We start from the raw sequence: 22,282 nt of genomic DNA on the forward strand, positions 1-22,282 counted from the left end.
CGTCAGCTTTATTGATCCGAGTACTGTCTATGTTCGTACTCTAACCTCTTGAAGATAATTGAGAAATATATTCTATGCGAAATCGTTTATTTTATCTGGTCGCCTTACTTGTTATGAGTAGCCAAAACTTTGCCCAGTCTTGGGGGGATAAAGACACTAATAAAAAGACGGTGATAGTTGAAAAACTCATTTATCAAACTCAAAAAAATAGTTTAGAAGCCGTTGGCACCGCGGAAGCCGTTAAATCTGTTACCCTCTTTCCTGCGGTCAATGAAAGGGTGGTTGCGGTTAATTTTGAGCCTGGTCAGCGAGTTAAGAAATCACAAGTATTGATGATGTTATATAGCGAACGTCAGTCGGTTACCTTGGAAAGAGCCAAAATTGAGTTCAAAGATGCGGCCAGAAAAAATCTCCTGCTAGTAGAAAGTATTAAAAAAGGTGCGGCATCACAAAGTGAGTTAGATGATTCTATCACCACTCTCGAGTTGGCAAACGTAGCGGTTAAAGAAGCGAAAATAGCCTTAGAAGAGCGTATCATACGAGCGCCCTTTGCTGGTGTGGTAGGCCTAACTGACATCCAAGTAGGTGACAGAGTTAACCTTCAAAGCGTGATCACCACCATAGACGATCGCGGGTCATTATTTATCAATTTCACTGCACCAGAAATAGCCTTGGCTTTGTTGTCGCAACAACCCCAAGTGCAGTTAGTACCTTGGCAAAATCGTTTAGTGACTATTGAGGCAAGTATCGCCCAAGTTGACTCACGCATTAACGAGCAAGATAGAACTATTCGCGTCAGAGCGCTACTCGATAATAGCCAAGACATTTACCGACCCGGTATGAGCTTTCGCGTTAACTTGACGGTGCCAGGGCAAGATTATATTGCTGTGCCTGAAGCCGCTTTGTTATGGAGTGCCACGGGTGCTTATGTTTGGCAAATGGTTGATGAAAAAGCGGCACGAGTTAATGTGAAAATTCGTGAACGTTTACGGGGCACTATTTTAGTCGAAGGTGAATTTAACCTAACCGAACCTTTGGTGGTAGAGGGCGTGCAGCAATTACGTCAAGGACAAGCATTAAAAGCACAGAACACTTTCAATGAGTATGTTGTTAAAGAGGTTGAGGGCGAATAATGAAATTACCGTCTATGCCGCAATTAAATGATTTACCTTCCTTAGCTATTCGCCGGCCAGTATTGGTTATGGTGCTTAATTTACTGATCATTTTAGCAGGATTTGCCGCGATAAATGATTTGGAAATAAGAGAATTACCAGATGTTGACCGGCCTATGGTGACCGTGTCGGCCAGTTATCCTGGTGGCTCGCCAGAAACCGTAGACAGTGAAGTCACCAGCAGAATAGAAGGTGCGGTTGCGCGAGTCAGTGGCGTTAAATCTATTCGAGCCTCAAGTGAAGAGGGATCTTCTCGTATTCGGGTTGAGTTTAGGCCAGGCACAAATCTTGAAGACGCGGCCAATGAAACTAGAGAGTCGGTCAGTAGAGTGCAGCGCAATTTGCCTGATGAAGTGGAAAGACTGGCCATTATCAAAGCAGATAGTGACGCTCAAGCGGTAGTCAGTTTAGCGATTAGCAGCGACACCTTAGATATGGAAACACTCACCGAGCGGGTAGAAGTTGATTTAGCGCCTTTGTTTTTAAGCATTCCTGGCGTTGCTGATGTGTCTTTAAATGGTGAAAGACAAAGGGTGATGCGGGTTTCAGTGGATGCATTGAGACTGACTAGTTTTAACTTATCTATGTCAGATGTCGCCGCCGCCTTACGTTTAGCACCTTTTGACGTACCAGCCGGTAGTGTTAAATCAGCAGATCAAGAGCTTATTGTTCGGGCCAGTGCTAACTCAGTTAGCCCTGAAGATATTGAACGTATTGTCGTGTCGGGTAATACTCGTATTGGTGACGTGGCGAGTGTCTATTTTGGACCGGCTGACTCAAGAAGTATTGTCAGGTTAGATGGCATGCCGGTGGTAGGTTTAGGTATCGTGCGTCAGGCGCGTTCAAATACCATAGAAATCTCTGACGAAGTGTTAGCTATGGTGAAAAATCTTGATAAGCGCTTTGCGGATCTTAATATTGTCGTCACCTCTGATGATGCTGAGTTTATTCGAGGCTCTGTAGATGAAGTGATTTTATCGCTAAGTTTAACGGTATTATTAGTGATAGGCACACTGTGGTTATTTTTAGGCTCCTTTCGTGCCACTTTAGTGCCAGCGCTGTCTATTCCCGTGTCGTTAGTTGGCGCATTAGTGATCATGTGGGTACTGGGCTTTTCGATTAATATTCTGACTTTGTTAGCCTTAGTATTAGGTACTGGCTTAATCGTCGACGATGCCATTGTGGTATCAGAGAATATTCAACGCAGAAGAGCAGAAGGATTAGGCTCTAGAGCTGCAGCTGTACTAGGTACTAGAGAAGTGTTTTTTGCGGTTGTTGCAACGACTGCGGTATTGGCTGCGGTGTTTATTCCGATCGCTTTTTTACCGTCAACAGCGGGACGCTTATTCAGAGAGTTTGGTGGCGTGTTGGCGGGGGCCGTTATCATATCTTCATTTGTCGCCTTAAGTTTGGTCCCTGCACTAACAGCAAAACTACCGGTTAAAAATAAAAAAAATGTACTTTTCGATCGCACTTTAGGTGCCTTTGGTACTTGGGTTTTAACTAAATATAAAGCCTTATTAAGCTTAGCGCTGCGTTATGCATGGGTAACCTTATTAATTTCGGTCATTGCTGCTGCGTCAGCCGCTGCACTGTATAACGAAATTGAAAATAAATTATTACCCTCAGAAGATCGAGGTTCAGTGCGTATTTTTGCTCGAGGCCCGGATGGGGCCGGCTTAAACTATATGGACAGACAAGCACGGAAAATGGAAGAAATATTATTACCCTACGTGCAAGATGAAGATGTTAATTCCATTTACACCGTGGTGGGTCGTTGGGATCCTAATATTGTTTTTATAACCGTACCTTTAGAACACTGGGATAATAGAAGTAAATCACAGCAAGAAATTATTAGCGAAATGAGTCCTCAATTACAGGCTATTCCGGGCGCTCCAGCTCGAGCGTTTGGCTCAAATAGTTTAAATCTTAGAGGACAAGGCGGTGGCTTAGAATTAGCACTAACGGGTGATACTTACGAACGCATCTTTGAAGCGGCTCAAGCCTTTAGCAAAATTGTTGAAGAAAAGCTACCCGAGTTAGGTCGTCCCAGAATTGGTTATCAGCCAACTCAACCACAATTGAAAATTAATATTGATCGGCGCAGAGCTGAAGAGTTAGGGGTGCCTTTTAATGATATCTCTAGCACTTTGCGTGCGGCTATCAATGGTGATGATATAACCGATTTAAATATTGGTGATCAGGCTGTGCCATTAATTTTACAATCTAGCGGGCGCTCGACCAGTAATCCTTCCGATTTAACTAATTTGTTTGTTAAATCTCGCGATGGCAATTTGGTGCCATTATCGAGTCTTGCCTACATATCAGAAGAAGGTGTTGCTGCTGAGTTAGAAAGGCAGGCGCAAAGGCGGGCAATTGAAATTGACCTAGAACTACCAGATGAAATATCTATGGCTGATGTGGTTGAACAATTGCGTGAGATTGGCAATGACAACTTACCGCCTGGTATTGGTTTAGTGTTTTTGGGTGAAGCCTTGACGTTTGAAGAAACGTCTAATCAAATTGCCATGACTTACCTGTTCGCTTTTCTGATCGTGTTGTTGGTATTAGCCGCTCAATTTGAAAGTATTAATAGTGCGATCATCGTGATGATCACCGTACCCTTTGGCATAGCGTCAGCTATCTTCGCGCTTTACTTAACCGGTACGTCTATTAATATTTACTCACAAATTGGCTTGGTGATGTTAATTGGATTGATTGCCAAGAACTCTATTTTATTAGTCGAGTTTGCTGATCAATTAAGAGATCAAGGTAAGACGGTTAAAGCCGCCATCATTATGGCAGCCGAAGTTCGTTTTAGACCCATTATGATGACCTTGATATCAACTATACTAGGTGGCTTACCACTTATTTTATCAACGGGAGCGGGTGCAGAGTCACGTAATTCAATTGGGTGGGTGGTATTTGGTGGTTTGGGGATTGCGGTGGTATTTACCTTATTACTGACGCCTGTTTTATATCAGCTTATTGCACCTTTTACTAAACCTAGGGCCGATGAAAGTGATCAACTTGAAGCTGAATTGCTTGAGGCAGAGCAAAAAGGCTAAGGTGCGCCATTAGCACTCAATGAACCTTGTTTCCGATTGGGATAAAGGTTCATTGGGTGAAAGTTTTTGGCCTTTTTAACATTTTTGGAGTTTTTAGCATTTTTAGATAAGCACTTAGCGTCTTGAAAATACATCGCAGATGCTCGCTGTTCTCTTGGTGATATTATCGCGCTTATCAGAATAGACTTTAATCGAGTTAATAATATTCTAATAGCAGAGCAGTAAAAAAATCTAACCTGCGGATACGCTAACGTTTGTTCAAGACCATCAGTAAAAGCCTAGGATATGATAATAGTTATCATGGCTGCAGAGATAATTGTTATCATAAGTGGTGTAGATAATTTATTAAAGGCAATGTCCATGAAAATATATGAAGCAGCAACAGCACCAAATGCAAGGCGTGTAAGAATATTTCTCCATGAGAAAAAAATTACCGGCATCGAGTTTGTTCAAATGGACATTCTACGCGGTGATAACTTAACTGAAGCGTTCAAACAGAAAAACCCATTGGCTAAAATACCCATTTTAGAATTAGATGACGGCACAGTGATTAGCGAAAGTGTGGCCATTTGCCGATATTTTGAAGAGATAAATGCAGAACATCCATTAATGGGTTCAAGTCCGCTTGAAAAAGCCATAATAGAGCAATGGCAACGTCGTATGGAATTATCTTTATTAATGCCAACGGGCATGTGCTTTCAACATACCAGTGGTTACTTTAAAGACCGAATGAACGTTGTTCCCGGTTGGGGCAAAGAATGTGGTGAAAATGTGAAAAAGTTTTTGGTATTTTTAGACCAACACTTAGCGTCTTCAGAATACATCGCAGGTGATAGCTTTTCTATTGCCGATATTACAGCGCTCATCTCAATAGACTTTAATCGAGTTAATAACATTCGAATAGCAGACGAACAAAAAAATCTAAAACGCTGGTACGCTGAAGTTTCTTCAAGACCATCAGCAAAAGCTTAAGGTGTTATAATAGTTATCATGGATGGCATAGCTAAACTGCATAAATGAACCGCATAGATAACCCTGACAGATTTTTTACTAGCCGTGGTCGATAGCGGGCAGCCATATTAACTCGTTGGTGATGATGTAAAGTTTAGTCATTGAGTCTCTTTACATCGTTTACCGTCAGTATAAAAAACAATAGGCTGTCCGGTGAGCAAACTTAAGCCAAAGCATCGACTCATTGCAAGTGTCGTACTGATTGTTTAGTTGAGTTCAGCTAAGTTTAGGTTAATAAAGTTGAAGTATGTCTGTGTAGACTTCATAATTTTCATAGTCATAATTTGTGTTACAAAGGGCTAGGGATCGGGCAAGAGAAAATCAAAAGTAAATTGATTGATACTAAGTGTAAATAAATAGGACTAACAAAAGTGATATTAAAAAGAATGTGTTTTCTGTTTTTTAGTTTAATGGTGTTAAGCCTACCCAGCTGTGTGGTAGTGACTACCGCTGTAGGTGTAACAACCACTGTCGTTGGCGGCGCTATTGATGTTGTTGATGCCGTAACGCCAGATATTATCGACGATGACGACGACTGAAGTTAGGTGATAATGTTGATTTTAATATTCTACTAGAAAAGTTTTACTCGAAAAATTTCACTCGACAAATATCATTCGAAAAATTTTATTTGGCAACCATAGCCAGTGTTTAGTACTAGCGCTTTAGTTTTATTATTGCAACATTGGTGATTGTGACTGGTTACAAAAAGTAAGTCACAACAGGACAAAGCAGAACATTTTTTATGATGTTAATTCTGTTGAGTGCAATTTCATGAGTATTAGGTATGTTTGGTCTATCCATGTATTTAGGTATTTAAGTATTCATGTAGTTAAGTTGGGCAGAAGTATGCCGGTGAATAGTCCAAAACTAGTTAAATTTAATGAGTTAGCACTAATTTACCGACACAGCTTAATAAAATGTATAAAAGTGAATAAAGTCTGAAGATATATATTGATGAGCTGTGCTATGATTTTAGGCTCAATAATCTTGGTGCTATTAGCATTATCAATAAAGAAAGAGTTCATGTTTCAACCAGTTAGTGTTTACATCGGCTTAAGGTATAGTCGCAGTAGTAATGGCAAAGGTTTTGTCTCCTTTATCACATTTTTCTCTATTATCGGTATTGTGCTCGGTGTTGCCTCTTTAATTACCGTTGTCTCTGTTATGGATGGTTTAGAGCGAGAGCAAAAACGTCGGGTACTAGGTTTAGTGCCGCATGTGTTAATGTCCCCCCAACAAACTCATATCAATAATTGGCGCGATTTACAGCGCGATATTCTCGCCTTGCCTGACGTTACCCAAGTAACGCCGTTTCAGCAAAGTGAAGCGTTAATTCAGTCTAAAACAGCACTGCAAGGGGTTTTAGTGCATGGCATTATGCCTGAATTTGAACAACACAATATTATCAATAGCGCCATGGAATATGGCCAATTAGCCAGCTTAGACGCCAAGCCGTTTAGCCTAGTTTTAGGCCAAACCTTAGCGCGAAAATTAAAGGTTAACTTAGGCGATGTTGTACGTTTAACCTTACCGAACAAAACTTTATTTACCCCCATGGGACGCGTGCCTGTGCAGCGCACATTTACTATTGTGGGCATTTTTAATGTTGGCTCTCAAGTTGATGAGGCGATGGTCTTTATTGCCATCAAAGATGGCGCGAAACTGCATCGACAAAAAGGTGATGGTGTTAATCAGTTAAGGTTGTACCTAGATGATGCTTTTAAAGCCCCGCGGGTAATTTCACAGTTATCATTAAAATATCCAGATTTTAACTTTGTCAGCTGGCAAGAGAGCCAAGGGGCTTTATTTGCTGCGGTCAGCATGGAAAAAAATATGATGTGGCTCATGCTGAGTTTAATTGTTGCGGTTGCCGCTTTTAATATTGTCTCAGCGTTAGTGATGGTGGTTATTGATAAGCAGGGTGAAATTAGCATCTTACAAACTCTGGGTTTAGACCGAAGTGGTATTGTGAAAATTTTTATCACTCAAGGCTTAACCAATGGTATTTTGGGCGTTATTTTGGGTGTTACACTTGGGGTAATATTAACGCTGAATTTAAATCATTTGTTTAGCTTACTCGGGGTTAATTTATTAGGCGCAGGGCAAAAATTACCTATTGCACTTGATGTGGTCAATATTTTAGTGATTGTTGCTTCTGCACTCGTCATGAGCTTTTTAGCGACCCTTTATCCGGCCTATCGTGCTGCGGAAACTCAGCCAGCAGAGGTACTCAGAAATGAGTAGCCCAATACTTAATGACATGAATAATAAAATGAAGAGCAAAATGGACAGTGATTTGGAACATAATATCAACCAAAGTGGCGATGAAAGTGGCGATAAAAGTAACGATGAAAGTGCGGTAACACCTAAGCTTCCTTTAGGCTTAGAATGTCGCCAGCTAAGTAAATCTTATCAACAAGGTCCGGTGACCACAGCCGTATTATCCAAGCTTGATTTGGCAATTAAAGCCGGAGAGTTAGTGGCTATTGTTGGCCGTTCGGGCTGCGGAAAAAGTACCTTTTTGCACTTAGCTGGCGCGTTAGACACGCCAAGTGCAGGCGAGGTGTTTATTAATGGGGTTAATATTCATCAATTGTCTGAAAAGCAACGGGCAAAATTTCGTAATCAACATATTGGTTTTATTTATCAGTTTCATCATTTAATGATGGAATTTACGGCTGAAGAAAATGTCGCCATGCCCTTGTTGATACGTGGTGATAAGCCGAAAGCTGCTATAGCTCAGGCTAAAGCTATGCTAGAACAAGTGGGGTTAACTCATCGCAGTCATCATCGACCTTCTGAGCTTTCGGGGGGCGAGCGTCAACGTGTTGCCATTGCTCGCGCATTAGTGACCAAGCCGTCACTTGTCTTAGCCGATGAGCCAACAGGTAATTTAGATTTTGATACCGCGGAACAAATTTTTCAGTTGTTGCAGGAGTTAAACCGGACCGTAAATACCAGCTTTGTCATTGTTACCCATGATTTAACCTTGGCGGCAAAAATGGATCGTCAACTGCTTTTAGATCACGGACACCTAAAGCCACTTGACGTTAACAGCGATAGTCGTATGAAAAAAAATGAGGACGCTTAGGTGCTAAAACCGTTAAGTGTTTTTATTGGCTTACGTTATGTGCGTAGCCGTCATAGCAAAGGGTTTTCGTCATTTATATCCGCGTCCTCAACTATTGGTATTGCCATTGGTGTGATGGTGCTGATTGTTGTGCTTTCAGCCATGAATGGTTTTGAACGGGCGTTGGCGACACATTTATTGTCAATTGTACCTCATGCTGAAGTGGTCGCGGTGAACTCACCTATTACGCAATGGCCAAAAAGCGTGGCGCGTATTGAACAAAATCCCCATGTGATTGCCGCTGCTCCATTTGTCAAAACCCAGGGTATGATGCAAAAGTCTGCAGCACTTAAAGGTGTTGAGATCCGCGGTGTAGACGTGATGTTAGAGCCGCAGGTTTCCGCTATTTCGCGTTATATGATCGCTGGCAAGTGGCAAGACCTAATACTTGAAAATGGCGTTATTATTGGCGCCGGCATTGCTCATAAGCTTTCGGTGCAAGTGGGCGACAAGGTTCAGTTATTACTACCCCCAGCTAATTTGAACAACCAAAAAGACAGTAAAAAACAGCAATTTCCTGTGCCCATGACACAACAGGCCATTATTGTAGGGGTGTTCAAATTTGGTGGCACGATAGATGACACACAAGTTTTTATTAACTTAGCGAAAGCGAGTGAATTACTGGGTTATCAAGCGGATGAAGTGCAGGGCATTCGCCTAAAGGTCGACGATGTTTTTGCCGCGCCACAAATTGTTCGTGAGGTGGCTTATGATTTTGATTTTTATGTTTACATGCTGGACTGGACGCGTAGCCATGGTCATTTATTTAATGATATTCAGTTGGTACGTTTAGTGATGTTTATTGTTTTAGTGCTAGTGATTGCCGTGGCCAGTTTTAACATAGTGTCGACCTTAATTATGGCGGTAAATGAGAAGAAGTCAGATATTGCCATATTAAAAACCATGGGGGCAAAGTCGAGCACTATTATGGCCAGCTTTATGTTTCAAGGATTAATGAATGGCATTGTCGGTTGCTTACTGGGTGCCAGCTTAGGGATTTTAATCTCGTTGAATTTAACTGATATTATCCGTGCTATAGAAGCGGCTTTATCGGTAGAGTTTTTATCTTCAGAGGTATATTTTATTGATTTTTTACCAACGTTATTACGCCAACAAGATGTTATTAACACCGTTATTACGGCCTTAATGATGAGTTTGTTAGCGACCATTTATCCGGCATGGCGGGCGACCAAAGTAGAGCCGGCACAAGTGTTAGGGCAAGCGTAAGCCTTAAGTTAAAAGATAAAGTAACAAGATAAAAAATCAGACGCTATGTCTGATTTTTTTTATGATGAAGGGTTAGCTTAGCCTCTTCGTGCTTTGCGTTTTTTCCACTCTTTTGCGACTGAAAAGCGCCAGATGATATTTATAGTTAAATAACCTAAGAGAGCAAAAACAGCCGCAAGTACACCACAGCCGACAATAAAGGCGGGCCCGATAGTTGAAACACTATCAATTAGCCACTGCCAATTTGCTTCAAAAGTGAAGTTTCTTGTTGGTACATCGACAATCCAGGTGCCAACAACATAACAAAAATAAAAAATTGCCGGCATAGTCAAAGGGTTAGTGATCCAAACAAGGGTAATAGATAAAGGTAGATTTGCATGTACTATAATGGCAAAGCCTGCCGCTAAAACCATTTGAAATGGCACGGGCATAAAGGCAAAAAATAAGCCAACAGCAAATGCTTTACTCACCGAACGGCGGTTCAAGTGCCACAAATTAGCGTTATGTAGTAAAGCACCAAACATTTTTAAATGTTTGTTATCTTTTATTTTTTGGTGATCAGGCATAAAGCGTTGAATTATTTTTTTGGGCATAAATTACTTTACTTAACGTTACTTGGCTAAATGGAAACTAATCACTATGGAATGGTGGCTACTCACATTTTTTTTCAGCGCTATTTTGTCATTATTTATACCTATAGTGCCAGAGTTTTCTTTACTGCTCATTATATTATTGGTTTCATTAATATTTATCTTTGTAGGTAAATTTCGCTTTATGGCTATTGCGCTATTCGCCGTTGTTTGGATTTTAATTGCTGGCAGCCAATATCAAGATACCTTAGCGCAAAATAACATCAAGCTTGATCAGTTACATAAAAAAGTTCATCTAATTCAAGGTGAAGTGAGTAATATTGTTCATATAAAATCTGGTAGTAGTCGTTTTAACTTTTTAGTTAGCCATTGGCAAGGTCGAAAGGTTAATGAAAAATTTAAGGTCCGCTTAACTTGGAAGGCGCCAGACAAACCTCTGCTGCAGGGACAAAAGTGGCAATTAGCGGTAAAACTTAAACCTGCGCATGGCTTGGCTAATATCGGTGGCTTTAATTACCAAGTCTGGTTGCGGCAGCAACAAATCGTCGCCACTGGCTATGTTAAGGCTAAAACTAAAACTAAAGCCGAAACACAGACTAAAAAGCAAAATATTTTATTGCATCAGCAAATTAGCTGGCGTCAATATTTGTATCAAAAATTATCTGTTGTGTTAGCTGATAAACCCCTGGGAGCGCTAATTTTAGCTTTGGGTTTTGGTGAGCGGGGAGAGTTAACGCGCGAGCATTGGCGAGTGCTTTCTGCAACGGCAACTCAGCACCTTATTGCGATTTCTGGCTTGCATATCGGCATAGTAGCTTTTGCAAGCTTGATTTTTATACGCACGGTTATTCGTTTATTGCCCTTGAGTTCTCTGTTGTCGACGCCTTGGCAACTGAAACTGATGCAAATAAACTTAAGCTATGCTCCGATTCTGTGTAGTGGTGTTATGGCATGGTATTACGCCTATCTGGCGGGTTTTTCTATTCCTACCTTACGTGCTTTGGTGATGTTGTTATTGTTTTGGTCACTTAAAATGATGCACTTAAAGGTAACACTGTTACCTTGGTTATTACTGGCCGTTTTAATTATTTTACTGGTTTGGCCGCTTAGCTTACTCAGTGCGAGTTTTTGGCTATCCATATCAGCACTCGTCATTATTTTTTCGACATTTTCACGTTTTTCCATGCGCACGATAGCACCAGTCTTAACGAGAGATAAAATATCATTATTAACACTTGAACCCTTGCCTGAAACTAGGCTTAAAAAGCAATGGCATGGCGTTAAAACGCGGGTGTTACTTTGGCTTAAAACCTTGCTTGTTATGCAACTAGCACTGACGATAGCGATGTTGCCCATAGCCGCATCGCTAAACTATCAACTACCGTTAGCCGCTTTTTTTGCCAATATAGTCGCTGTACCTTTGATGAGTGTGACGGTTATTCCTTTAACGTTGCTGGCGGTTATTGCTTTGCCATTTAGTCTTTGGTTAGGACATTTTTTTACTGATTTAGCCTTACTCAGTTTGTCATATGTTTGGCAATGGTTGCTTTATTTGGCTAGCGCAGAGTGGGCAGTTTTTGCTATTTCATATCAGCAAATACAAGCCATGATGGTATTTTTTGTCATTATTGCACTAGCGGTATTTTTTCGACTCACTAAGGCTAAGTTTATTGCCGCGCTGAGTTTATTTATAACGGCGGTTGGTATCGATTTATTTAGTGCTGAACAGCAGCAAGAGTGGCGTTTGTCAGTGCTTGATGTGGGTCATGGTCTTGCCGTTGTTATTGAAAAAAATCATCATGTTTTTCTCTATGATACCGGTGCCAGTTATCCTAGTGGTTTTAATATGGCTGATGCGGCAATATTACCCTATTTAAAGCATCAAGGTTATCAAGCGATTGATGGGGTGATCATCAGCCATAACGACAATGATCATGCTGGAGGCTTACGTCACTTACGCGCTAAAATGGCTATTAAGCGTGTTATTGCTAACGATCTAGCGTTAAAACCTGACCGCCATTGTATCTCGGGACAGCGCTTTACTTGGCAAGGCTTAGTTTTTGAAGTGCTGTCGCCAATGCAAGCTGATGGAGATAAAAATGATGACTCGTGTGTAGTAACTATCAGCGACGGTTTTCATCGTGTGTTATTACCGGGCGATATTTCGATAAAACAAGAAAAACGGCTATTAAATGTTGCGGGCATGGCTAAGAAACTCAGCAGTGACATTTTGATTGCTCCGCACCATGGCTCAAAATCATCGTCTAGTCGTGGTTTTTTAACGGCGGTTATGCCACGTTATGTAGTATTTAGTACCGGTTATTTAAACCGTTGGCAGATGCCATCTGATGAAATAATGGGCCGATATAACAGTTTTGATATTACGACTTTTAATACCGTCGATGAAGGGATGGTGACCTTTAAGTTTAGTCAAACCACGGGTGGTGCAAATATTGACTCTAGTGCTAATGATAATAAAGGCAATATTGCAGATACTGTTATTGATGCTAGCGTTGAAGTGATAAGTTATCGAGACGATATTCGGCCTTATTGGTTTGTAAATTGATCACTTTATTCAGCTATTTCTACGCTAATGACTGGATTTATATCGCCTATAAAAGTTTATCAGTTGGTTGATGGGCAAAATAACGCTAAAATACCGACGATTTATTAATAAGACAAAATAAAACAGAATAAAACAGAATAAAATAATCCTGCAGGGATAAGATTTTTTGATAACGCATGAGAGCATGAATGTCGACAACACTATCAGCACCGACTACAGAAAATACCACGAGACAAAATTTTAAGCGTTTATTGGCTTATGCTAAAGCCTATAAGGCCGCAGCCGTTGTTTCTATTTTAGGCATGTTAGGTTATGCCGCGATTGACAGCTTTGTATTTTCCCAACTGCAACCACTTATCGACAAAGGCCTTGATGGGCAAGATCCCGCATTTATGAAATGGGCGCCATTTGTTATTGTGCTGATGTTTATTCTGCGCGGAATTTGCCACTTTGCGGGTAACTACACCTTAGCTTGGTTAGGTAATAATGTGGTGGCCAATATTCGTCAGGAGTTGTTTGAACATGTGATGTCTATGCCCGTGGCTTATCACGATAAAGAATCTACCGGCAGTTTGATCTCAAAATTAACGTTTGATACCGAGCAAGTGCTCAGTGCTGTTTCTAAAGCGTTATTGACTTTAGTGCAGCAAGGTGCCTTTGTGCTGGGCTTACTGATTGTTATGTTTTATAACAGTTGGCAGTTAGCGTCGATATTTTTACTGATCACCCCGGTTATTGCGGGCATAGTTACCGTTATTTCAGGTCGTTTTCGTCAAATAAGTAAAGGTATTCAAAATGCCATGGGCGAGGTAACAACGGCGGCAGAGCAAACCTTTAATGGTCATAAAGTGGTATTAACCTTTGATGGTCAACAACGAGAGTTTGACCGTTTTGCCAAAATTAATAAACATAATCGCCAACAACGGATGAAAATGGTGGCGACACAAGCGGCCAGTGTCCCTATTATTCAAATTATTGCTTCGTTTGCCTTAGCGTTTGTTTTATATGTTGCCAACCTTGATTCGATGCGAGCAGATATTTCAGCCGGGGTTTTTATGACGGTATTAATGTGTATGGTAACCCTGCTTAGACCTTTAAAACTGCTGACAACGGTGAATAGTGAATTTCAAAAAGGCATGGCGGCCTGTGTCAGTATTTTCGCGGTACTTGATCAAGAAAAAGAACACGACACTGGTACTATCGCAATAGCACGTGCAAAAGGCACTTTAGCGTTTGAACACGTTAATTTTCTTTATAATAAAGACAAAGAAAAACAGGCACTAACTGATTTAAGTTTCACCGCTAATGTCGGTGAAACGGTGGCTTTAGTGGGGCGCTCTGGTAGTGGTAAATCAACCGCAAGCGCCTTATTATTAAGATTTTACACGGCGACAACCGGCAAGGTGTTAATCGATGGTAAAGACATTAAAGATTACAAACTGAAAGACTTACGCAAGCAATTTGCCTATGTTTCTCAACAAGTGGTGTTGTTCAACGATTCAATCGCTAATAATATTGCTTATGGCAAACCCCATGCGACACGCGCAGAAATTGAAGACGCGGCACGGAAAGCCCATGTGATGGAGTTTGTCGAAGACTTACCTGAAGGACTAGATACTAATATTGGCGACAATGGTGCGATGTTATCGGGTGGTCAACGCCAACGTGTAGCGATTGCGCGCGCATTATTATGTGATGCCCCTTTCTTAATTTTAGATGAAGCTACCAGTGCTTTAGACACTGAATCTGAACGTCATATTCAAGACGCGTTAAGCGCATTACAAAAAAACCGCACTTGTATCGTTATTGCTCATCGTTTATCAACCATAGAAAGTGCGGATAAAATTATCGTTATGGAACAAGGGCAAATAAAAGAGCAAGGCGATCATCAAGCTTTATTAGCGAAAGACGGCGCTTATGCTCAGTTACATAAATTTCAATTTGGTGCCTAGTTCACTATGTATTTAATCGATTATTTTGGCTATAGATTATGCGCCTGATTGAAAAGGTTTGGTTTCAGGGGCATCCAGCAAAATGGCTAATGGTGCCACTTTTGCTGCCATTGAGCTTTATTTTTGCGCTAGTGAGTTTTTTTCGCCGTTTAGCTTATCAAATGGGGTTATTTAAACAGATTAAAATGTCAGTGCCCGTGGTTGTTGTGGGTAATATCGGTATTGGTGGTAATGGCAAAACACCGGTTAGCTTATATTTAGTTGAAAAACTTACCGAGCAAGGTATAAAAGTGGGCGTGGTAAGTCGCGGCTATGGCTCAAAAGCGCCTTATTATCCGTATCAAGTTAGCGATGAAAGCAGCGCTGAGCAAGCAGGAGATGAGCCGTTATTAATCTTTCAGCGCAGTGGCGTTCCTGTGGTTATTGGCGCCAATAGAATTCAAGCTTGCCAGTGCTTAATTGAGCAAGGTTGTGAATTGATTATTGCCGATGACGGACTACAACATTATCGTTTGGCGCGAGATTACGAGTTTGTGGTCGTTGATGGTAAACGTTTATTTGGTAACGGTTTATTATTACCAGCAGGGCCATTGCGCGAGACAAAACGCAGAATAAAACGTGCCGATTGTGTTATTGTTAATGGCATGAGTTCATGGCAAAAACCAGCGAGTAATCTAGCGTTACCGGTATTAACTATGCAGCTACAGGCAAGGTATGTCATCAATATTAAAACCGGTAAGCGTGTTGAAATCGATACTTTTTTAGCGCAAAACCTTGCTAGCGATAAACCTATTAATGCGCTAGCAGGTATTGGCGACCCTAAACGCTTTTTCAACACCCTTGAGCAAGTAGGCTTTACGTTAGCCATGACTAAAGGCTTTATTGATCATCAAGCCTTTTCAGCGCAAGATTTACAGCAGTTCTCTAGTGATATGCCGTTATTAATGACCGAAAAAGATGCCGTTAAATGTGCTGACTTTGCCCAAGAACATTACTGGTATTTACCGGTTGATGCCGTATTTGCAACCAACAATGATAGTGCCGCTATGGCGAGCGAAATCGCTAACATTGCTGCACTTGCTAGCAAGCCGCATGAGTTATCAACTAAAAGCTGCTAGAGCTAACAGAACTGACAGAGTTAATAAGAACTGACAGGATTTTAACGCTTGATGCACATAGATCAAGTTTACATTTAAGAGAGAAAATAATGGCCTTTGATATTAAATTAATGGAAATCCTTGCATGCCCAGTATGCAAAGGAAAATTAGACTACAACAAAGAGCAGCAAGAGTTGATTTGTAAATTCGACCGTTTGGCTTATGCGATAGAAAAAGACATTCCTGTGTTACTTGAAAGTGAAGCGCGTCGCATTACTGAAGATAATGCATAAGGTTATCGCCGAGAGTAGTATGAGTTATAGCATGATTGGAATAATCAGATTAATGAGGTTTTTATGTCGTTTGTGGTAGTGATCCCTGCACGGTTTGAGTCGTCACGTTTACCCGGTAAAGTGCTCGCTGATATTGCCGGTAAACCTATGGTCCAATGGGTTGTTGAAAGAGCCTTAGCTAGTGGCGCTGAGCAAGTTATTGTGGCGACCGACAGTGACGAAGTTGCTCGTGTGGTAAAAAGTTTTGGTGGTGAAGTATGTAAAACTCGTGCGGATCATCAATCAGGCACTGAACGTCTTGCTGAAGTAATGCAAAGGTATCAGTTTGCTGATGAGCAAGTTATTGTGAATGTTCAAGGGGATGAACCTTTTATTCCGGTTGAAAACATTGCGCAAGTTGCAGATAACTTATCTAGCCAGAGCCAAGCGCGCATGGCGACATTAGCGATGAAAATTGACGATGTTGCTGAAGCATTAAACCCTAATGCGGTGAAAGTGCTATGTGATAAAAATGGTTATGCCTTGTATTTTAGTCGCGCGACTATTCCTTACGATCGAGAGCGTTTTCTTAACAATGATAACATTGATGCCATTGGCGACTTTTATCTGCGCCACATTGGTATTTACGCTTACCGAGCCGGATTTATTAAAGACTACGTGCAGTGGCCAACCAGCCAGTTAGAGCAAGTAGAGTCATTAGAGCAATTACGAGTACTTTGGCAAGGTGAGAAAATTCATGTCGCTGTTGCGAAAGTACGCTTAGCGGTTGAAGGGGTTGATACGCCTGAAGATCTAGAAAAAGCCCGAGTTTACGCAAAGTCTTTATAAAATAACTTGAGCCAATAACCTGTTTTCTCCAACAAAAAAGAGGCTTGATCGCCTCTTTTTTGTTACTTTTCTTTTTTACTTTGCTTAGTTATGTTAATTGAGAGTTGAGCCGATTTAACCACTCAAACCTTTGAATGTAATTATGGCTTTGGTATCACATAACGCTAGATTATTTAGGTAAATATTTGATGGCACTCACCAAGAAAAAAGCTCGCTGGTTAATGGCAAGAAAAGGCTTTTTAGACATGTTACCGCTTAATTTAGCTGTTTTGCCATGGGGTATACTCTGTGGTTCTTTGGCTGTTCAACGTGACTTTACTGCGCTTGAAGCTATTTTAATGCCGCTTATCGTATTTGCTGGCTCTGCTCAGCTTGTTGCGATTGAATTAATTGCCAACAATGCATCACTGGCGACGATATTATTTACCACCTTTATTATTAGCTCGCGGCATTTTCTATATGGCTTAGCATTACGAGATAAGTTAAAAGTTTTACCAACCAAGTGGCGTTATTCTTTAGGTTTTTTGTTAACTGATGAGCTATTTGCTTTGTCGAGTCATCACAAGTCCTTTGTTGGGCAGTTAAGATTAGTTTATGCGGTTGTCGCTGGCGGCAGTTTTTATGTTTTTTGGTTGTTATGGAATGTGGCAGGTGTTATCGCCGGCAGTTATTTACCCGACTTAACCCATTTAGGCTTAGATTTTGCGATTGCCGTCACCTTTATTGCCTTAGTGATTCCCACCATTATTAACATACCTATTTTAGTGACTGTGCTTGTTGCCGCGCTATTATCGGTAGTGTTTAAGCTAATGCAGTTCGAATTAGATTTGGTCGCAGCCGCTTTGATTGCAATGTACTCAGGTTATTTGACTGACCGTTTTTTGCATAAAAAAAATGATGTCAATAATGATGTCAATAATGCAGATAATCATAAAACATCCCCGTCAGTTAAGGACAGCACATGACCTTACTTACCATTCTACTGATGGCGGTCATCACCTTTAGCACGCGCTATTTATTTATCCACCCGCGTTTGCCTGTGCGCTTAGGGGCAAAAATGGCCAAGCTATTAAGTTTTAGCGCACCAGCGGTGTTAACGGCTATTTGGGTACCCATTATTTTTATTCAAAAAGGCCAGTTGAGTATTTCGCTGCATAATCCCTATTTAATTGCCGCAACGTTGGCGATAGTTGCGGCGGCAAAAAGTAAAAGTATTTATTTAACCATGTTTGTGGGGCTTATTACTTTTGTTTTGAGTCGGTATATTTTATCTCTGTAATATTTTACCGCTGTAATCGCTTAACCTTGTAATATATTGAGTGTCTTGAACCTAGTTATATTCTGCAGGTAAGTTTTGTTTTTAGGCTGTTTATAGCTGAAAAAGTGCTGTTTATCGAATAAAGCTTGTCAGCTGATATTGGTAGCTTTTATGATGGAGTATGCCTTTTATCTGAGATTAAATTATAAATATTGCTATGAATTTAACAAAATCAATAACCACCCTCGCCATTGTCAGTGCGCTGACGTTTTCACAAAGTACTTTTGTCCACGCGGCAGACGCCAAAGCTAAGCCGGAATCACCGTCTAGCTGGTTAAACTTAACCGCGAAAGAACTCAAAGCAGTAGAGCGCTATGCGACTGAATATAAAGATTATATTTATAAAGTACCCACGGAATTAACCTTTGTTACTGAAACGATTAAACGCGTTGAAAAACAAGGTTTCACAAAACTAACCGAGCAAAGTGAATTAAAGCCAGGCGCGCGCTTTTATGATGTCAATCGTGACCGTACTATTGCCTTGATGGTGATTGGGAAAAAACCGTTAGAGCAAGGTACGCGTATTGTTGGCGCACATATTGACTCTCCGCGACTTGAGCTTAAAGGACGGCCATTATTTGAAAAAGAAAATTTTGCCATGTTTCAAACTTACATTCACGGCGGTATTAAAACCTATCAATGGGTAAATATTCCGCTGGCTTTAGTTGGCAGAGTTGATAAGAAAGATGGTACTAGGGTTAATATTTCCGTTGGCTTTGATGACAATGATCCTATTTTTCTGGTGACAGATCTTGCTCCTCATGTTGACTCACCCAACCGTAAACGCACCAGTCGAGACGTTATCGGTAAAGAAGAACTCGATATTATTATTGCGGCTAAGCCTGAATTAGATAAAAAAATTAAAGATCAGGTCAGCAGTTATTTAAAGTCAACTTATGATATTTCAGTTGAAGACTTAGTTTCTGCTGAACTGGCTTTAGTGCCAGCCACTAAACCGCGCGATGTCGGTTTTGACCGTAGTATGATCGCCGCGTATGGCCAAGATGATAAAGCTTCATCAATAGCAGCGGTTAAAGCATTAACTGAGCAGAAAACACCTGAATATACCGCTATCGCTTATCTAGTGGATAACGAAGAAGTGGGTAACATTAATAACACGGGGGCGAGTTCCACCTACTTAGTTGATTTAATCAGTAGCTTACTCTACAACCAAAAGGGTGATAGCTATAATGACTATCAATTGCGTCAAGTGTTACGTAATACCAAAGTTATTTCTGCGGACGTAAACCCAGGAGTGAACCCAACATGGTCAAATGTCTGGGAACTAGGTAATGCACCTCGCTTGGGTAACGGCGTTAATTTAAAGCTCTATGGTGGTGGTTTTAATGCTAATTCTGAATACATGGCGTGGACGCGAAACTATTTAGATAATGCCGATATTAAATGGCAAACCTCGACTTATAAAGGTAAGGCGTCAGGTGGTACTATTGGTAGTGACTTATCTAAGGATAATATGGAAGTAATTGATTTTGGTATTCCAATTTTATCAATACATTCGCCTTATGCGGTTGGCTCAAAAGTTGATCTGTATTCATTGTACAAAGCAATGTCAGCGTTTTACCAAGAAAAATAGCCTCGAGCTAGTGCTTAGGTTATAAAAATTAAAGCTTATTTTTTATAACCTAAGCTAAAAAAGAGCAAGCCGTATTGAATAGATACGGCTTTTTTATATTGATAACTATAACTACAACTATAATGGTAACTGTTGTTTTGCAGAGACGGGGTTGGCATACATAGTTAATAACCAGTGTTGCTGTTCTGCTGTGAGGTTTTCCATGCGCTTATTCAGTTTTTCAAGCACTGTACTGTCAGTATCTTGTTGATTGAGTGTTGCGTATGCAACTAAGTTACTGTCGTATAATTTATAGTTGCTGATAATTTCTTTATCAATTGCTGCGGCGATGGCTTTGCTATTGGCAAAGTCTCCCTGTATTGGCTGACAAAACTGGAGATGGACTTGACCTTTTTGCCCGACTAATCCTTGTGTGATACTTTTTAAGTCTTCATCTTCGTGTTTTTGATAGCTACCGGTCGCTGCTTTTTCAGCAAGCTCTATTGCCTTGTCGATATCACAAGGGTCAAACTCATAGGAAATTGATACCGGTACTATGTTAAGTTCTGCTAAGTAATCAGCCATAGGCATTTGCTTATCTTTATTGAGTAATAGCATAGATATTAAGGCTGAATTGGTTTTGTCTACACCATCTTTGGCACGACCTTCGCGTTGTGCGATCCAAATATTTTGCTTTCGGTTCGCTACCGTATCATGAATGTAGGCAGACAATTGCTTTGACGCATTGAGCATAGCGCGTTTGTTTTCTTCGTTCCGTTTAACAATAAAACTCTTGTTAATACGCATTAAATCAGCGACCCAAGGCTGATGTAGTAAATTATCACCCACAGCAGCTTCCACGGTATTGATACCGCTTTTATATAGCGCTAAGTTCACTAAGGCAACGTCTAAAACAATATCACGATGATTACTGATAAATAGCGCGGGCTTGGTGGTATCAAAATTTTCTAGCCCGCTATAGTTAAAACCGGCGGTACTGTTTTTGATCAAATGATGTAAATATTTAGCCACTTCAATTTGGATTTGTTCGATATTATGAAATTTTTTCACCCGAAACTTCAATGACCATTTTACAATTTTGCAGGCAAGTTGCGGCAGGGCTTGATATAAGCGTGGCATTTTTAAACTAGCAATCGAAGCTTGTAAGCCTGGTTGGTTAATTAATTTTTTGATTACTGCAACTACCTCATCATCACGATAAGGACGTATATCATCAAACATTCAAAAATCTCTTATATGGTCGAAAATAAATAATAAATGAGTGGGGATTATAACCGAATCATCTTGAAAAATGCGCTTTTTGTTTAATAGTTTAGTTGCTGAGTTTTGTTGATTTAATGTCGGTAAATTATATTAAATTGTATGGAGGACAAAGCAACCATTATTTAAACCACATTATGCACTGACACCCTTAAAGTATGACGAACTTAAACTCAGCTTTAGTATGGCTAATACCATTTCTTAGATTAGCTAAAACAGCAATAAAATTTCAGGCTATATATGGTATTAGCAGTAGCTAGATTAAATTAGGGCTCATTCGTGATAGTGATATCGAGAGTAATGCAGAGATTTTTTGTGTTATTTAATCAAGAGTCATTTATTAACAGCAGTATTGACAAGGTTATGGCGTTGAATCAATACAAACAGTATTTAGCTAGGCTAATAATCAATTTACACTTGAACACCGATACCTTATAGCTAATACAGAAAATAAAGCCACCAAGTCTTTATCGTGTTTTTAATTTTTTATATAATAAAAACAATTGGTTATCTGTGTTTTCGGCAAGACTTATGTTCTTTTACCTTAATGCGATATAAGGGTTATAAAATATCATAGGAAGCGTTCTTTAATTCAAAAAATTATCATTAGTAAAAATAATTGTAAAATTTACAGCAATTGACTTGCGTTTTTAACTTTTAGGCCCAAGTATTATTAGTGAGTAGATAATAAAAAGGAACAACTATGAAAATAAATCTTTCAGGTCATCATGTTGACATTTCAGATTCAATTAAAGAACATATTAATGAAAAGTTTTCAAAAATATCGACACACTTCCCAACCTTAATTTCACTCGATGTTATTTTATCGCACGAACATAACAAACATAATGTAGAACTTCGCACAACCTATGAAGGAGGTCGTATTTCAGCATCAGCAAATGACGGCGTTATGTACCCAGCTATTGCAACAGCAGCTAAAAAATTGGATGCCGCTTTAAAACACCGAAAAGGTTTATTAAAAGCTAATTTGCATAGTAAACCTGAAGCAACAGCACCCGAAATTGCCCATGAAAAAGTTCAAGAAATGAACCTCAGTTAAGAAGCTGTGAATTTAATCATCTTATCGTTAAGGAGGCTGTGGCCTCCTTTTTTAATGCTGGCGCTAGCTGGGTTCATCGCGAATAAGTAGACATTTAGTTTGGCATCCCACAGAAA

18 protein-coding genes are annotated in these 22,282 nt (G+C 40.2%); 16 read left to right on the plus strand and 2 right to left on the minus strand.

Going from position 1 to position 22,282, the window contains the following annotated elements; genetic code table 11:
- Window positions 1–74 precede the first annotated feature (74 nt).
- The 7 genes from H4J61_RS01115 to lolE all read left to right on the plus strand — a co-directional run bounded on the left by H4J61_RS01115 (window position 75) and on the right by lolE (window position 9,608).
- On the plus strand, window positions 75–1,133 hold the full coding sequence (locus H4J61_RS01115) for an efflux RND transporter periplasmic adaptor subunit (RefSeq protein WP_182182913.1): 1,059 nt from the start codon (window positions 75–77) through the stop codon (window positions 1,131–1,133).
- The gene (locus H4J61_RS01120; protein ID WP_182182915.1) at window positions 1,133–4,240 is read left to right on the plus strand and encodes an efflux RND transporter permease subunit; all 3,108 of its coding nucleotides are present in this window, start codon (window positions 1,133–1,135) and stop codon (window positions 4,238–4,240) included. Before H4J61_RS01115 ends, H4J61_RS01120 begins: the two co-directional genes overlap by 1 nt.
- A 360-nt stretch (window positions 4,241–4,600) precedes the next feature.
- Window positions 4,601–5,212 carry a glutathione S-transferase family protein gene (locus H4J61_RS01125; protein ID WP_182182917.1) on the plus strand — a complete coding sequence of 204 codons (612 nt, stop codon included), beginning with the start codon at window positions 4,601–4,603 and terminating at the stop codon, window positions 5,210–5,212.
- 410 nt (window positions 5,213–5,622) lie between these two features.
- Complete coding sequence (locus tag H4J61_RS01130) at window positions 5,623–5,790, plus strand: hypothetical protein (protein ID WP_182135709.1); 168 nt, start codon at window positions 5,623–5,625, stop codon at window positions 5,788–5,790.
- Window positions 5,791–6,274: 484 nt separating this feature from the next.
- Window positions 6,275–7,495, plus strand: coding sequence for a lipoprotein-releasing ABC transporter permease subunit (locus H4J61_RS01135; protein WP_182182920.1), 1,221 nt, complete (start codon window positions 6,275–6,277; stop codon window positions 7,493–7,495).
- Window positions 7,488–8,342, plus strand: a complete 855-nt coding sequence (lolD, locus tag H4J61_RS01140) for a lipoprotein-releasing ABC transporter ATP-binding protein LolD (protein WP_259363047.1) — start codon at window positions 7,488–7,490, stop codon at window positions 8,340–8,342. Before H4J61_RS01135 ends, lolD begins: the two co-directional genes overlap by 8 nt.
- Window positions 8,343–9,608, plus strand: coding sequence for a lipoprotein-releasing ABC transporter permease subunit LolE (gene lolE, locus H4J61_RS01145; RefSeq protein WP_182182922.1), 1,266 nt, complete (start codon window positions 8,343–8,345; stop codon window positions 9,606–9,608).
- Between the two features lie 77 nt (window positions 9,609–9,685).
- Here the strand turns inward: lolE and H4J61_RS01150 are convergent, their stop codons facing one another.
- Entirely contained in the window at window positions 9,686–10,201 is a 516-nt protein-coding gene (locus H4J61_RS01150) for a DUF2062 domain-containing protein (RefSeq protein ID WP_182135673.1), read from the minus strand.
- A 46-nt stretch (window positions 10,202–10,247) separates the two neighbouring features.
- Here H4J61_RS01150 and H4J61_RS01155 point away from each other — a divergent pair, with 46 nt between their 5' ends.
- From H4J61_RS01155 to H4J61_RS01190, 8 genes are all read left to right on the plus strand, one after another.
- Window positions 10,248–12,764 carry a DNA internalization-related competence protein ComEC/Rec2 gene (locus H4J61_RS01155; protein WP_182182924.1) on the plus strand — a complete coding sequence of 839 codons (2,517 nt, stop codon included), beginning with the start codon at window positions 10,248–10,250 and terminating at the stop codon, window positions 12,762–12,764.
- Window positions 12,765–12,952: 188 nt separating this feature from the next.
- Window positions 12,953–14,716: a lipid A export permease/ATP-binding protein MsbA gene (gene msbA / locus H4J61_RS01160; RefSeq protein WP_182182926.1), complete on the plus strand. Its 1,764-nt coding sequence runs from the start codon at window positions 12,953–12,955 to the stop codon at window positions 14,714–14,716.
- A gap of 38 nt (window positions 14,717–14,754) precedes the next feature.
- Window positions 14,755–15,834, plus strand: a complete 1,080-nt coding sequence (gene lpxK / locus H4J61_RS01165) for a tetraacyldisaccharide 4'-kinase (RefSeq protein WP_220461160.1) — start codon at window positions 14,755–14,757, stop codon at window positions 15,832–15,834.
- An 89-nt stretch (window positions 15,835–15,923) separates the two neighbouring features.
- Entirely contained in the window at window positions 15,924–16,106 is a 183-nt protein-coding gene (locus H4J61_RS01170; RefSeq protein WP_182135677.1) for a Trm112 family protein, read from the plus strand.
- Between the two features lie 63 nt (window positions 16,107–16,169).
- Window positions 16,170–16,934: a 3-deoxy-manno-octulosonate cytidylyltransferase gene (kdsB, locus tag H4J61_RS01175; protein ID WP_182135678.1), complete on the plus strand. Its 765-nt coding sequence runs from the start codon at window positions 16,170–16,172 to the stop codon at window positions 16,932–16,934.
- A gap of 188 nt (window positions 16,935–17,122) precedes the next feature.
- On the plus strand, window positions 17,123–17,899 hold the full coding sequence (locus H4J61_RS01180; protein WP_182182928.1) for an AzlC family ABC transporter permease: 777 nt from the start codon (window positions 17,123–17,125) through the stop codon (window positions 17,897–17,899).
- On the plus strand, window positions 17,896–18,213 hold the full coding sequence (locus H4J61_RS01185) for an AzlD domain-containing protein (RefSeq protein ID WP_182182930.1): 318 nt from the start codon (window positions 17,896–17,898) through the stop codon (window positions 18,211–18,213). Before H4J61_RS01180 ends, H4J61_RS01185 begins: the two co-directional genes overlap by 4 nt.
- A 196-nt stretch (window positions 18,214–18,409) precedes the next feature.
- Window positions 18,410–19,846, plus strand: a complete 1,437-nt coding sequence (locus H4J61_RS01190; protein WP_182182932.1) for an aminopeptidase 1 — start codon at window positions 18,410–18,412, stop codon at window positions 19,844–19,846.
- Window positions 19,847–19,963: 117 nt separating this feature from the next.
- Here the strand turns inward: H4J61_RS01190 and H4J61_RS01195 are convergent, their stop codons facing one another.
- Window positions 19,964–21,067 (minus strand): 1-acyl-sn-glycerol-3-phosphate acyltransferase, encoded by a 1,104-nt coding sequence (locus H4J61_RS01195; protein ID WP_182182935.1) that lies wholly within the window; start codon window positions 21,065–21,067, stop codon window positions 19,964–19,966.
- A 742-nt stretch (window positions 21,068–21,809) separates the two neighbouring features.
- Between H4J61_RS01195 and hpf the strand changes: the two genes are divergently transcribed.
- On the plus strand, window positions 21,810–22,166 hold the full coding sequence (hpf, locus tag H4J61_RS01200; protein ID WP_182182937.1) for a ribosome hibernation-promoting factor, HPF/YfiA family: 357 nt from the start codon (window positions 21,810–21,812) through the stop codon (window positions 22,164–22,166).
- The last annotated feature ends 116 nt before the right edge of the window (window positions 22,167–22,282 follow it).

The organism is Colwellia sp. MB3u-4 (assembly GCF_014077065.1).
Lineage (GTDB): Bacteria > Pseudomonadota > Gammaproteobacteria > Enterobacterales > Alteromonadaceae > Cognaticolwellia.

Excerpts from the sequence above, each read along its gene's own strand:
- H4J61_RS01115 (WP_182182913.1), top strand. The coding sequence starts at position 75 with ATGCGAAATCGTTTATTTTATCTGGTCGCCTTACTTGTTATGAGTAGC.
- H4J61_RS01120 (WP_182182915.1), top strand. The coding sequence starts at position 1,133 with ATGAAATTACCGTCTATGCCGCAATTAAATGATTTACCTTCCTTAGCT.
- H4J61_RS01125 (WP_182182917.1), top strand. The coding sequence starts at position 4,601 with ATGAAAATATATGAAGCAGCAACAGCACCAAATGCAAGGCGTGTAAGA.
- H4J61_RS01135 (WP_182182920.1), top strand. The coding sequence starts at position 6,275 with ATGTTTCAACCAGTTAGTGTTTACATCGGCTTAAGGTATAGTCGCAGT.
- lolD (WP_259363047.1), top strand. The coding sequence starts at position 7,488 with ATGAGTAGCCCAATACTTAATGACATGAATAATAAAATGAAGAGCAAA.
- H4J61_RS01150 (WP_182135673.1), bottom strand. The coding sequence starts at position 10,201 with ATGCCCAAAAAAATAATTCAACGCTTTATGCCTGATCACCAAAAAATA.
- H4J61_RS01155 (WP_182182924.1), top strand. The coding sequence starts at position 10,248 with ATGGAATGGTGGCTACTCACATTTTTTTTCAGCGCTATTTTGTCATTA.
- msbA (WP_182182926.1), top strand. The coding sequence starts at position 12,953 with ATGTCGACAACACTATCAGCACCGACTACAGAAAATACCACGAGACAA.
- lpxK (WP_220461160.1), top strand. The coding sequence starts at position 14,755 with ATGCGCCTGATTGAAAAGGTTTGGTTTCAGGGGCATCCAGCAAAATGG.
- H4J61_RS01170 (WP_182135677.1), top strand. The coding sequence starts at position 15,924 with ATGGCCTTTGATATTAAATTAATGGAAATCCTTGCATGCCCAGTATGC.
- kdsB (WP_182135678.1), top strand. The coding sequence starts at position 16,170 with ATGTCGTTTGTGGTAGTGATCCCTGCACGGTTTGAGTCGTCACGTTTA.
- H4J61_RS01180 (WP_182182928.1), top strand. The coding sequence starts at position 17,123 with ATGGCACTCACCAAGAAAAAAGCTCGCTGGTTAATGGCAAGAAAAGGC.
- H4J61_RS01185 (WP_182182930.1), top strand. The coding sequence starts at position 17,896 with ATGACCTTACTTACCATTCTACTGATGGCGGTCATCACCTTTAGCACG.
- H4J61_RS01190 (WP_182182932.1), top strand. The coding sequence starts at position 18,410 with ATGAATTTAACAAAATCAATAACCACCCTCGCCATTGTCAGTGCGCTG.
- H4J61_RS01195 (WP_182182935.1), bottom strand. The coding sequence starts at position 21,067 with ATGTTTGATGATATACGTCCTTATCGTGATGATGAGGTAGTTGCAGTA.
- hpf (WP_182182937.1), top strand. The coding sequence starts at position 21,810 with ATGAAAATAAATCTTTCAGGTCATCATGTTGACATTTCAGATTCAATT.